The organism is Methylobacterium indicum (assembly GCF_001043895.1).
Classification (GTDB): domain Bacteria; phylum Pseudomonadota; class Alphaproteobacteria; order Rhizobiales; family Beijerinckiaceae; genus Methylobacterium; species Methylobacterium indicum.
This window is the reverse complement of the sequence record NZ_JTHF01000184.1, coordinates 1-11,253: the sequence shown is the minus strand read 5'-3', so window position 1 is coordinate 11,253 and position 11,253 is coordinate 1. Positions and strand designations below refer to the sequence as shown.

At 70.3% G+C, this 11,253-nt stretch carries 9 protein-coding genes and 1 pseudogene; 5 read left to right on the top strand and 5 right to left on the bottom strand.

Annotation, left to right across the window (positions count from 1 at the left end):
- Positions 1–33: 33 nt before the first annotated feature.
- Positions 34–1,452 carry an FAD-binding oxidoreductase gene (locus QR78_RS21110; RefSeq protein ID WP_048429547.1) on the bottom strand — a complete coding sequence of 473 codons (1,419 nt, stop codon included), beginning with the start codon at positions 1,450–1,452 and terminating at the stop codon, positions 34–36.
- 243 nt (positions 1,453–1,695) lie between these two features.
- Here QR78_RS21110 and QR78_RS21105 point away from each other — a divergent pair, with 243 nt between their 5' ends.
- Entirely contained in the window at positions 1,696–2,259 is a 564-nt protein-coding gene (locus QR78_RS21105) for a thioesterase family protein (protein ID WP_048429546.1), read from the top strand.
- Between the two features lie 34 nt (positions 2,260–2,293).
- Here the strand turns inward: QR78_RS21105 and QR78_RS21100 are convergent, their stop codons facing one another.
- Positions 2,294–2,545 carry a hypothetical protein gene (locus tag QR78_RS21100; protein WP_048429545.1) on the bottom strand — a complete coding sequence of 84 codons (252 nt, stop codon included), beginning with the start codon at positions 2,543–2,545 and terminating at the stop codon, positions 2,294–2,296.
- Positions 2,546–2,707: 162 nt separating this feature from the next.
- On the opposite strand from QR78_RS21100, the gene QR78_RS21095 reads away from it, so the two are divergent.
- Both QR78_RS21095 and QR78_RS21090 read left to right on the top strand, forming a co-directional pair.
- Positions 2,708–5,065, top strand: a complete 2,358-nt coding sequence (locus QR78_RS21095) for an ATP-dependent helicase (RefSeq protein ID WP_048429544.1) — start codon at positions 2,708–2,710, stop codon at positions 5,063–5,065.
- A 381-nt stretch (positions 5,066–5,446) separates the two neighbouring features.
- Positions 5,447–6,163: a PhoH family protein gene (locus QR78_RS21090; RefSeq protein ID WP_048429543.1), complete on the top strand. Its 717-nt coding sequence runs from the start codon at positions 5,447–5,449 to the stop codon at positions 6,161–6,163.
- A 99-nt stretch (positions 6,164–6,262) separates the two neighbouring features.
- Here the strand turns inward: QR78_RS21090 and murJ are convergent, their stop codons facing one another.
- Both murJ and QR78_RS21080 read right to left on the bottom strand, forming a co-directional pair.
- Positions 6,263–7,792 carry a murein biosynthesis integral membrane protein MurJ gene (gene murJ, locus QR78_RS21085; RefSeq protein WP_048429542.1) on the bottom strand — a complete coding sequence of 510 codons (1,530 nt, stop codon included), beginning with the start codon at positions 7,790–7,792 and terminating at the stop codon, positions 6,263–6,265.
- A gap of 124 nt (positions 7,793–7,916) precedes the next feature.
- A complete protein-coding gene (locus tag QR78_RS21080; RefSeq protein ID WP_048429548.1) occupies positions 7,917–8,942 on the bottom strand; it encodes a glycosyltransferase family 2 protein in 1,026 nt (341 codons plus the stop codon).
- Between the two features lie 102 nt (positions 8,943–9,044).
- Between QR78_RS21080 and QR78_RS21075 the strand changes: the two genes are divergently transcribed.
- Positions 9,045–9,887 carry a ChbG/HpnK family deacetylase gene (locus tag QR78_RS21075; RefSeq protein WP_048429541.1) on the top strand — a complete coding sequence of 281 codons (843 nt, stop codon included), beginning with the start codon at positions 9,045–9,047 and terminating at the stop codon, positions 9,885–9,887.
- Positions 9,888–10,047: 160 nt separating this feature from the next.
- On the opposite strand, the gene QR78_RS21070 is transcribed toward QR78_RS21075, so the two are convergent.
- Positions 10,048–10,647 carry a superoxide dismutase gene (locus QR78_RS21070; protein WP_048429540.1) on the bottom strand — a complete coding sequence of 200 codons (600 nt, stop codon included), beginning with the start codon at positions 10,645–10,647 and terminating at the stop codon, positions 10,048–10,050.
- A gap of 298 nt (positions 10,648–10,945) precedes the next feature.
- Here QR78_RS21070 and QR78_RS36170 point away from each other — a divergent pair.
- Positions 10,946–11,253 (top strand): annotated as a pseudogene (locus QR78_RS36170) (hypothetical protein); the annotation flags it as partial.

Here is an 11,253-nt window from a genome sequence, read left to right as displayed (position 1 = left end):
AGCCGCTTCGCTCCAGGCGGGAGGCGCGGCGGCCTACACCGCCACCACCTTCCCCGGATTCATGATGTTGTCCGGGTCGATCGCCCGCTTCAGCACCCGCATCAGGTTCAGCGCCTCCGGCCCGTGCTCCTGCTCCATGAAGCGCATCTTCTTCTGGCCGATGCCGTGCTCGCCGGTGCAGGTGCCCTCCATGGCGATGGCACGGGCGACGAGGCGCTCGATGAAGCCGGTGACGCGGGCGATCTCGTCGGGATCGTCCATCATCACGAGCGGCGAGGTGTGGAAGTTGCCGTCTCCCACATGGCCCGCGATCGGCGCCGTGATGCCGGTCGCGACGATGTCGCGCTTGGTCTCGTCGACGCATTCGGCGAGCCGCGAGATCGGCACGCAGACGTCGGTGGCGATGACGCGCGCGCCCGGCCGCATGCCGACCGCCGCCCAGTAGACGTCGTGGCGGGCCTGCCAGAGGCGGGTGCGGTCCTCCGGCTTCGTCGCCCACTCGTAGGGCCCGCCTTCGAACTCCGCGGCGATCTCGCCGAAGCGCTCGGCCTGCTCGCGCACGCTGGCGTCGGAACCGTGGAACTCGACCAGCAGGAGCGGGGTCTCGGGCAGGGTGAGCTTCGAATAGGCGTTGCAGGCCGCGACCTGGACCTCGTCGAGGAGCTCGATGCGCGCCACCGGCAGGCCGGACTGGATCGTCACGATGACGGCGTCGCAGGCCGCCTTGATGCTCGGGAACGGGCAGACGCCGGCGGAGATCGCCTCCGGGATGCCGGCGAGCTTGAGGGTGAGCTCGGTGATGATGCCGAAGGTGCCCTCCGAACCGACCATCAGCCGGGTCAGATCGTAGCCGGCCGACGTCTTGCGGGCGCGCGGGCTGGTGCGGACGATGTCGCCGTTCGGCATCACGGCGGTGAGGGACAACACGTTGTCCTTCATCGTGCCGTAGCGCACCGCGTTGGTGCCCGATGCCCGCGTCGCCGCCATGCCGCCCAGCGAGGCATCGGCACCGGGATCGATCGGGAAGAACAGGCCCTGGTCGCGCAGGTGCTCGTTCACCGCCTTGCGGGTCACGCCGGGCTGGACCACGCAATCCAGGTCCTCGGCATGGACCGCCAGGACCTTGTTCATCCCGTTCATGTCGATCGAGATGCCGCCATACGGCGCGTTGACGTGCCCCTCGAGCGACGTGCCGGTGCCGAAGGCGACGACCGGCATCTTGTGGGCGGCGCAGACGCGTACGATCGCCTGCACGTCCTCGGTGCTCTCGGCATAGACCACCGCGTCCGGCGGCTGGTTGGCGACCCAGGTCAGGGTGCTGGCATGCTGCTCGCGCACCGCCTGCGAGGTGACGACGCGGTTGCCGAACTGGGCGGTCAGCTCGCGGATCACCGCCTCGACGGTCTCCGGCGACGGGCGCTCGCGCGAGGGGGCGGGGCTCAGGGCGTTCATGGCGATCTCGACTCCCGAAACGATCTGGCGGGCGCCGTGCGCGAAGCGGGTCCCGGCCTCTTGTCGGCCATCCTATCAGGCCGCATCCACCCGGCATATCCGCGGGGGCGGTCACGGAGAAGTGCGCTGCGGGGCTGGCTCCTTGCCCCAAGGTGCAAGGCATGCGGGGGTGCATCCCGGGTCCGAGCATGGTACGTGCCTGGGCGCCCTTGTCATCCCGCGTGCGCCATCGGGAGCCCCACAATGGCAGACGACCGCCCCGCCTCGATCTTCTTCTTCGCGCCGTTCGTGTCGTCCACGATGGTGATCGAGCCGGGATGGATCGATTACAACGGCCACCTCAACATGGCGTATTACCACGTCCTGTTCGACCGGGCGGTGGACGAGGCGTTCGGCGTGGTCGGTCTCGGACCCGACTATCTGGAGAGCGGGCGCGGCACGACCTTCGCGGCCGAGGTCCATGTCCGCTACCGCCGCGAGCTGGTGCTCGACGACCCGATCCGGGTGACGCTGCAACTCATCGCCTTCGACGAGAAACGGCTGCACTTCTATTCCGAGATCCGCCACGCGGCCGAGGGCTGGGTCGCCGCCTCGTCGGAAAACCTCTCCCTCCACGTCGATCCGGCGACCCGGCGCGTCGCGCCGTTTCCCGAGGACATCCAGGCCAACCTCGCGGTCATGCTCGGCTCGCATGCCCGGCTGCCGCGGCCCGACGACCTCGGCCGGGTGATCGGCATCCCGGCCCGCGGCCACCACCGGCCGGACACCATGGCTTTCGCGGCCGGCGGCGCCCGCGTCCGTCACTGACGGCGCGAGGACTCTCCGGCGCGGGACCCGTCCCTCAGCGCCGTACGCCGATCGGGGGCAGGGGTGCCGGCGGCAGGCTCTGCTGGCGTTGGATCTGGCCCTGGAGCTGGTTGGTCTCGAAGCGGTTCTGCTGCTGGATGCCGCGGATCTCGCTGTTGCTCTCGATGGAGCGGTTGATCCCCTCGACCCGCTGCTGGGCGCGGTTCCCCGGGGCCTGGTTCTGGGCCAGGGCCGGGAGCGGCGCCGCGAGCGCGGCGGCGAGGATCAGGAAACTGTGGGCGCGCATCGGTGTCCTCTTTTGCGGGAGCGTGAGCTGTCAGGTGGGGACGACGCGGCGTCTCCTGCAAGGTTCCGCGCCGGACGCTCCGCCCGACGAGCCCCGCCCGCCTGGGCACTCATGCGTCCTCCGCCCTCGACGCCGTTCGCGTTTTGGTCCAGTGATGCCGGCATGACTCGCGATACCGCCGCCGGGACCGGCTCCACCTCGATCTCCGCCCGCGCCCGCGCCGCGGTGGTGCCCCAGGGCGTCTCCTACCTCGACGGGCTGAACCCGGAGCAGCGCCGCGCCGTCGAGGTGACGGACGGGCCGATCCTGGTGCTGGCCGGCGCCGGCACCGGCAAGACCCGGGTGCTGACGACCCGGATCGCCCACCTGATCGCCACCGGCCGCGCCCGCCCCTTCGACATCCTGTCGGTGACCTTCACCAACAAGGCCGCCCGGGAGATGAAGGAGCGCATCGGCGCGCTGATCGGTCCGGCCGGCGAGGGGATGCCGTGGCTCGGCACCTTCCATGCCATCGGCACCAAGATCCTGCGCCGCCACGCCGAACTGGTGGGCCTGCGCTCCGACTTCACGATCCTCGGCACCGACGACCAGCTGCGGCTCTTGAAGCAGGTCATCGCGGCCGCCGACCTCGACGAGAAGCGCTGGCCGGCCCGCAGCCTCGCCGGCACCATCGACGGCTGGAAGAACCGCGGCCTTTCCCCCGAGCAGGTGCCGGCGGGCGAGGCCTCGGCCTTCGGCTTCGGCAAGGGCGGGGGGCTCTACGCCGCTTACCAGGAACGGCTGAAATCGCTCAACGCCGTCGATTTCGGCGACCTGCTGCTGCTCTGCCTGAAGCTGTGGCGCGAGAATCCGGACATTCTCACCAATTACCAGCAGCGCTTCCGCTACATCCTGGTCGACGAGTACCAGGACACCAACGTCGCGCAGTATCTCTGGCTGCGCCTCCTGGCCCAGGGACACCGCAACGTCGCCTGCGTCGGCGACGACGACCAGTCGATCTACGGCTGGCGCGGCGCCGAGGTCGACAACATCCTGCGCTTCGAGCACGATTTCCCCGGTGCCCTGGTGGTGCGACTGGAGAACAACTACCGCTCGACCGGCCATATCCTGGCCGCCGCCTCGGTGCTGATCGCCCATAACGAGGGCCGGCTCGGCAAGACCCTGCGCACCGACAGCCCGGAGGGCGAGAAGGTCACGGTCACGGGCGCCTGGGATTCGGAGGAGGAGGCGCGCCTCGTCTGCGAGGAGATCGAGAGCCTGCAGGCCAAGGGCCACAAGCTGTCGGAGATCGCCGTCCTGGTGCGGATCTCGGCCCAGATGCGCGAGATCGAGGATCGCTTCGTCCAGCTCGGCCTGCCCTACCGCGTGGTCGGCGGCCCGCGCTTCTACGAGCGGGCCGAGATCCGGGACGCGCTGGCCTACTTGCGCATCGTCGCCAACGGCTCCGACGACCTCGCCTTCGAGCGGATCTTCAATACGCCCAAGCGCGGCTTGGGCGACGCGACGCTCCAGGCCCTGCACGGCCTGGCGCGGCGCGCCAACGTGCCCCTGCTCCAGGCCGCCCGGATGATGAGCGAGACGGAGGAGCTGAAGCCCAAGCCCCGTTCGACCGTGCGCGCCCTGTGCCAGAGCTTTGCCCGCTGGGCCAAGCTCCTGGAGGACCAGCCGCACACGGAGGTGGCGCAGACGATCCTGGAGGAATCCGGCTACACCGAGATGTGGCAGAAGGAGCGCACCGCCGATGCCGCCGGGCGGCTCGAGAACCTGAAGGAACTCGTGCGCTCGATGGAGGAGTTCCCGGACCTCGCCGGGTTCCTCGAACACGTCTCCCTGGTGATGGACGTCAACGAGGCCGAGGGCGGCGACCGGGTGAGCCTGATGACGCTCCACGCCGCCAAGGGGCTCGAATTCGACACCGTCTTCCTGCCCGGCTGGGAGAACGGGTTGATGCCCAACCAGCGCGCCCTCGACGAGAGCGGGCGGGCGGGCCTGGAGGAGGAACGGCGGCTGGCCCATGTCGGCCTCACCCGGGCGCGCAAGCGGGCCAAGGTGTCGTTCGCGGTCAACCGCCGCATCCACGGCCTGTGGTCCTCGACCGTGCCGAGCCGCTTCATCGACGAGTTGCCCGAGGCGAGCGTCGACGTGCTCGACGCGCCGGCGAGCTTTTCGCAGGGGCCGTCGCGCTTCGACCGTCAGGCCCCGGCCTTCGGCTCGTCCTATTCCACCCCGGGCTGGCAGCGGGCGCAGGCCCAGACCGCCGGCCAGGACCGCTACGGACAGGGAGGTTTTGGCGGGGGAGGGCGCAACGCCGCCCCCGGTCGGCGCGGGCCGCAGCAGATCGAGGGCACGCTGGTGGCGAAATCCACCGGCACCCCCTCGGCCTTCGAGGTCGGGGCGCGGATCTTCCACACCAAATTCGGGCCCGGCTCGGTGTCCGCGGTCGACGGCAACAAGCTCACCGTTGACTTCGACAAGGCCGGCCGAAAGATGGTCCTCGACAGCTTCGTCCAGCCGGCCTGAGGCCGGGAGGCGAGGCTCTCTCCCTCGCGAGGCAGATGGGAGCGGCAATCAGGTGGCGACCTCGACCGGCCCCCGGATCGACCCGATCCGCCCCCCGCGCGTCAGCCGCGCCGCCGCTGTGTGGTTTTCATCACAATCCGATGCGCCGTGCGGTTCGTTCTCCGTTTCGCAGCGGCATGGTGCGGCGCGACAATTGCCCGTTCATCATCCTCTGCTTACCCTGACGGTCGAAACAGGCGGACTTGTCCACCGCCTGCGTCACCTCCGACCGGAACCGTCGCGGCCTCCAGAGGCTTAGAGTCGTTACAAGAACACAGGAGATCTGGGACACGAGAGGGCACACGATAGTCGGCACCGCAAGTCCAGTGGGAGTGTTGATCCGTGAAGAGACGACGCGCACGACTTGAACTGGTTGATGACCGCCCGATCCGAGTGCACCGCACTCGCTTCGAGGAGGAGCGCAATCCGCCACCGATCCAGCCGATGACGGCCCGTCAGGCCGAATATCTGGACGCCCTCGGGTCCCATCCACAAGTCATCGTCCTCGGCCCTGCCGGCACCGGCAAGACCTACATCGCCGGCACCCGCGCCGCCGACCTGCTGCGCCAGCGCCGGGTCGCCAAGGTGGTCATCACCCGGCCGAACGTGCCCTCCGGCCGTTCCCTCGGCTTCTTCCCCGGCAGCATCGAAGAGAAGATCGCGCCCTGGGTCGCGCCGCTCACCGAGACCATGAAGGAGCGCATGGGCGACGGCGCCTTCGAGATCGCCGTCAAGGCCGGCGACATTGAGGTCGTTCCCTTCGAGGTGATGCGCGGCCGGACCTTCAAGAACTGTCTGGTGATCCTCGACGAGGCCCAGAACACCACCCCGGCCGAGATCAAGATGTTCCTGACCCGGATCGGCGACGATACCCAGGTCATCATCAACGGCGACGTCTCGCAGACCGATCTGCGCGAGACCTCGGGTCTGCGCACCGTGATCCATCTGGTGAAGAGCCGGATGATGCCGATCCCCATCGTGGAGTTCGGCCTCGACGACATCGTGCGCTCCGGCATTTGCGCCGAGTGGGTGCGGGCCTTCGAGGAAGCGCGGGTGTGATCCAAGCAGCCTGCCCGGTCGCCAGGATCGGGCAGGCTTCTTCGTGACGACGGACCGCCGGGCCGGCCGATCCAGCCCGCCCACGCGGCGTTTCCCGCCTCACACCCGCCGCAGCCGCACCCCGAACAGCCGCAAGGCGACCAGCAGCGTCGCCGCGTAGGCGACGAGCCCGGCCACACCGAGCACCGTCAGCACCGCGAGGTCGCGGAAGCGCGGCAGGGCCGGCATCAGGCCGTCGATCAGCGGCAGGCCGCCCAGCGTGCAGCCGGCAAGCACAATGCACGCGGCGAGCACCCCGCAGGCGGTGACGATCAGCGTGCGGCTCGGCGCGGTCCAGCCGCGGCCATAGGCGAGGCAGAACAGGATCAGCACGTTCACCCACACACCGGCGGCGGTGGCGAGCGCGAGACCCATCACCCCGAGCGGTCCGGTGAGCATCACCTTCAAGCCCACATTGACCGCGACCGCGGTCAGGGAGGCGACGACCGGCGTGCGGGTGTCCTGGCGGGCGTAGAAGCTCGCCACGATGCTGCGGATCAGCACTGCTGCCGGGAGCGCCAGGCCGTAGGCGGCCAGCACCGCCCCCGACCGGGCGGTGGCCTCCGCATCGAACGCGCCGCGCTGGAACAAGGCCGTCATGATCAGGTCCGGCACCAGCAGGAACGCGACCGCGAACGGCGCCGAGAGGGCGAGCGAGAAGCCGGTGGCGCGGTTCTGCGCCGCATGTGCCCCGTCCTGGTCGCCCGCGGCGACGCGCCGGCTCATCTCCGGCAGCAGCACGGTGCCGGCGGCGATGCCGATGACCCCGAAGGGCAGCTGGTAGAGCCGGTCGGCGTAATAGAGCGCCGAGACCGCGCCGGTCGGCAGGAAGGAGGCGATGATCGTGTCGGCGAACATCGCGATCTGCACCCCGGCCGAGCCGATCACCGCCGGCCCCAGCATGGCAAAGAACCGGCGCATCCCGGTATCCCGCAGGGTCGGGCGCACCAGCGACGGGGCGAGCCCGGCCCGGCGCGCATCGGCCCAGACCAGCAGGAACTGTAGCACCCCCGACACCGCGACGCCCCAGGCGGCGGCGTAGCCGGCATTCGGGAACAGGAAGGCGAGGGCGAGGGCCGCCAGCAGCGAGACGTTGAGCAGCACCGGCGCGGCGGCGGCGGCGGCGAAGCGCCGGCGGGCATTGAGGATGCCCGACAGCAGCGTCACCAGGGTGATGAACAGCAGGTACGGGAAGGTGATGCGGGTCAGCGTCACCGCGAGCGCGAACTTGTCCGGCTCGTCGACGAAGCCGGGGGCGAGCGCCCGCACGATCACCGGCATCAGCGGCAGGGCGAGCGCCAGCAGCGCCACCTGCACCAGCAGCATCAGGGTGAAGACCCGGTCGGCGAAGGCCCGCGCCGCGCCGGTCTCCCCACTACCGTCGAGGGAGGCGTAGGTCGGCACGAAGGCGACGTTGAACGCCCCCTCGCCGAAGATGGCCCGGAAGTGGTTCGGCAGCCGGAAGGCCACCACGAAGGCGTCGGCGATCGGGCCGGCGCCCATCACGGCGGCCATGACCACGTCGCGCAGGAAGCCGGTGGCGCGGGAGACCAGCGTCCAGCCGCCGACCGAGAGGATGCTGCGAATCATGCGGCGGTCCATAGCACAGGGCTGCCGCGAGAAGCGCGACCGGACGGCCTAGGGCATCACGCAAGACTCCCCCCGCGCCGCCGCCGCCACACCGGGCGGCGACGGGGAGTTTCGCCGGAGACGGTCAGGCGGCGCCGGAATAGCGGGCGCGCCGGTTGCCGCGGCGGTCGTCGCGGACCAAGCGGTCGTGGCCGACCGCCGCCGGGCCGATGCGCTCGGCCACGACGTAGAGCGGACGCCGCTTCACCTCGGCGAAGATGCGCCCGATATATTCCCCGATGATGCCGAGCGACATCAGCTGCACGCCGGAGAAGAACATCACCGAGACGATCAACGAGGCGTAGCCCGGCACGTCGGGCCCGCGCAGCAGCGTGTCGGCGACGAAGTAGAGGGCCGCCAGCAGGGCCACGGCCGCGATCGTGCCGCCGAGATAGGTCCAGACCCGCAACGGCACCGTCGAGAACGAGGTGATGCCGTCGAAGGCGAAGCGGAACAGCTTGCGAAAGCTCCATTTCGAGCTGCCGTGCTGGCGTTCCTCGACCTGGTAGGGCACCCCGACCGAGCGGAAGCCGATCCAGGAATACAGCCCCTTGGAGAACCGGGCCCGCTCCGGCAGGGCGCGCAGGACGTCGACCCCCTTGCGGTCGATGAGCCGGAAGTCGCCGGCGCCCTCCGGCAGCGGCATCTCGCCGAAGCGGGCGAAGAGCCGGTAGAACAGGCGGGCGAAGCCGCGCCGCATCGCGCTCTCGTCGTCCCGGTCGGTGCGCTGCGCGTAGACCATGACGTTGCCCTCCCGCCAGCGCTCCCAGAAGGTCGCGATCAGCTCGGGCGGGTGCTGCAGGTCGGCATCCATGATCACCACGGCGCGGCCCTCGGCGTGGTCGAGCCCGGCCGCGATGGCGATCTCCTTGCCGAAGTTGCGGCTGAACGACACCGCGCCGATGCGGGGTTCCGCGGCGTGATGGGCCGCCACCACGGCGGCGGTGTCGTCGTGGCTGCCGTCGTCGACGAACACGACCTCCCAGGCCGGCGTCAACCGCTCCAGCACCGGCGTCAGCCGGGCGAGGAGCGGGGCGACGTTGGCGCTCTCGTTGAAGACCGGTATGACGACGCTCAGGTCGACCGGCGCGGGGTGTGCGAACAGCTCCACGGCGCTGTCCCTCGTTTCGGTGTCGTGCCGCGGCGCGAGCCGGCGACAATCGGTCATCGGGTCGGTGCAGGGCACCGGCGGTTCGTGCGCGAGATCTAAGCCATGCTTCCTGAACGGCACCCGGTCGTGCTCTGCGCCGACGATTACGGCCTGAGCCCGGGCGTCAGCCGGGGCATCCTCGACCTGGCGCGGAAGGGGCGCATATCAGCCACCGGGTCGATGACCAACATCCCGGCCTTCCGCGAGGCGGCCGCCCCGCTGCGGGAGCTCGCCGGCACGGTCGGGCTCGGCCTCCACCTGACCCTGACGGCGGGGGCGCCGCTCGGTGCGATGCCGCGCCTCGCGCCGGACGCTCGCCTGCCGCCGCTCGGCCGGATTCTCGCCCTGAGCCTGTCGGGGCGCCTGCACGCGGCGGAGATCCGCCCCGAGATCGAGCGCCAGATCGACGCCTTCGCCGCCGCGATGGGCCGGCTGCCGGATTTCGTCGACGGGCATCAGCATGTCCACGTGCTGCCCGGTATCCGGGGCGCGCTGCTCGCGGCGCTCGCGGCGCGGGGGTGGCGGGGTTGGCTGCGCGATCCGGGCGACCGCCGGGGCGCGATCCGGGCGCGCCCACAGGCCCGCAAGGCTCTGGTGGTGGCAGGGCTCGGCCTCGGCTTCCGGGCAGCGGCCCGGCGGGCCGGCTTCGCGACCAATCGCGGCTTTTCCGGCTTCTCGGATTTCGCGGACGGGGACGGCGTCGCCGCGGCGTTCGAGCGGAGCTTCGCGGCACTCGGGCCGGCGCCGGTGGTGATGTGCCACCCGGGCGAGATCGACGAGGGGCTGCGGGCCCTCGACCCGGTGGTGGCGAGCCGGCCCCTCGAACTCGCCTATCTCGCCTCGGCCCGGTTCGGGGCATTTTTGCAGCGCGAGGGCCTGCGGCTGGTGCCGGGGCCCGTCGCATAGAAAAACCCCCTCGCCCGGGCGGGGAGGGGGCTCTCGAAATGGCGCTGCTCAGCAGACTTGCGTTGGCGGGCCAACGCTTCGCCCGCTGAAGTTCTTGTTCCGTCGCAGATTTTCGTCGCCGAACCGGTATCCGGTTCGGCGAAATCTGCTCAGAATACGATCAGGCGATCGCCTCGCCGTACATCTTCTCGACGTGCTCCCAGTTCACCAGGTTCTCGATGAACGCCTTGAGGTAGTCGGGACGGCGGTTGCGGTAGTCGATGTAGTAGGAGTGCTCCCACACGTCGACGCCGAGGATCGGCTTGGCGCCGTGCACCAGCGGGTTCTCGCCGTTGGGGGTCTTCATGATCTCGAGCTTGCCGTTCTTCACGGCGAGCCAGGCCCAGCCGGAGCCGAACTGCGACACGCCGGCCTGGATGAAGTCGGCCTTGAACTTGTCGGTGCCGCCGAGGTCCTCGGCGATCTTCTTCTCCAGCGCGCCCGGGATCGCGCCGCCGCCGTTCGGCTTCATCCACTGCCAGAAGTGGATGTGGTTGTAGTGCTGGCCGGCATTGTTGAACAGCGGCTGGTTCTGGCCGTAGGAGGCCTTCACCACCTCCTCGACGCTCTTGCCGGCGAGCTCCGAGCCCTCGAGCAGCTTGTTGCCGGTGTCGACGTAGGCCTTGTGGTGCTTGTCGTGGTGGAACTCCAGGGTCTCCTTCGACATGTAGGGCTGCAGCGCGTCGTAGGCGTAGGGGAGTTCGGGCAGCGTGAAGGCCATGGCGTGTCTCCGGATCGCTCGGGTCCTCGCGGCGCTCCCCGGGGGAGCCGCCGCGTCACCCGCGTCTACCTAAGTCGGCCGCGCGCCGGCGGCAACGCCGGCCGTCCATCCGGGCGCCGCCGTCCCGGGCTTTGGACGCCTCGGGCCGGTCCCGGACGCCGCTCAAGCGTGGCGATTTTGCAAATGCGGCTCGCACCTTTAAGTCTGTCGCTTGGGCGGACGGGGCCGCGGCTCCGGACCGCCCGTTCGGCCGTCTCCGACAGACCCGCCGAGATCACCCGCTACCTCCGAGAGTCCGATGATCGTTGCGTTGACCGTGCTCGCCCTCCTGATGCTGCTCGGCGGCCTCGCCGCGATGGTCCAGGGCATCCCGTTCATTCGGCTCGAGGTCGGCTGGACCATGGTGATCGCCGGCACCGTCGGGGCGAGCGGCGGCGCGGTGCTGCTCGGCATCGCCGCCGTGGTCGCCCGGCTCGGACGCATCGAGCGCGCGCTCCTCACGGCCCGTCCGGCCGCCCCGCTCGCCGGGGCGCCGGCTTTCCCCGATCCCGGCACCGCGCCCGTCCGCCCGCCCCGCAGCGAGCCGGTGATGCCCCCGATCCCGAC

What these genes read in the sequence shown, in the direction of transcription:
- QR78_RS21100 (WP_048429545.1), bottom strand. Translation starts at nt 2,545, where the DNA reads ATGCGCGCCCACAGTTTCCTGATCCTCGCCGCCGCGCTCGCGGCGCCG.
- QR78_RS21095 (WP_048429544.1), top strand. Translation starts at nt 2,708, where the DNA reads ATGACTCGCGATACCGCCGCCGGGACCGGCTCCACCTCGATCTCCGCC.
- QR78_RS21075 (WP_048429541.1), top strand. Translation starts at nt 9,045, where the DNA reads ATGCTTCCTGAACGGCACCCGGTCGTGCTCTGCGCCGACGATTACGGC.
- QR78_RS21110 (WP_048429547.1), bottom strand. Translation starts at nt 1,452, where the DNA reads ATGAACGCCCTGAGCCCCGCCCCCTCGCGCGAGCGCCCGTCGCCGGAG.
- QR78_RS21070 (WP_048429540.1), bottom strand. Translation starts at nt 10,647, where the DNA reads ATGGCCTTCACGCTGCCCGAACTCCCCTACGCCTACGACGCGCTGCAG.
- murJ (WP_048429542.1), bottom strand. Translation starts at nt 7,792, where the DNA reads ATGATTCGCAGCATCCTCTCGGTCGGCGGCTGGACGCTGGTCTCCCGC.
- QR78_RS21105 (WP_048429546.1), top strand. Translation starts at nt 1,696, where the DNA reads ATGGCAGACGACCGCCCCGCCTCGATCTTCTTCTTCGCGCCGTTCGTG.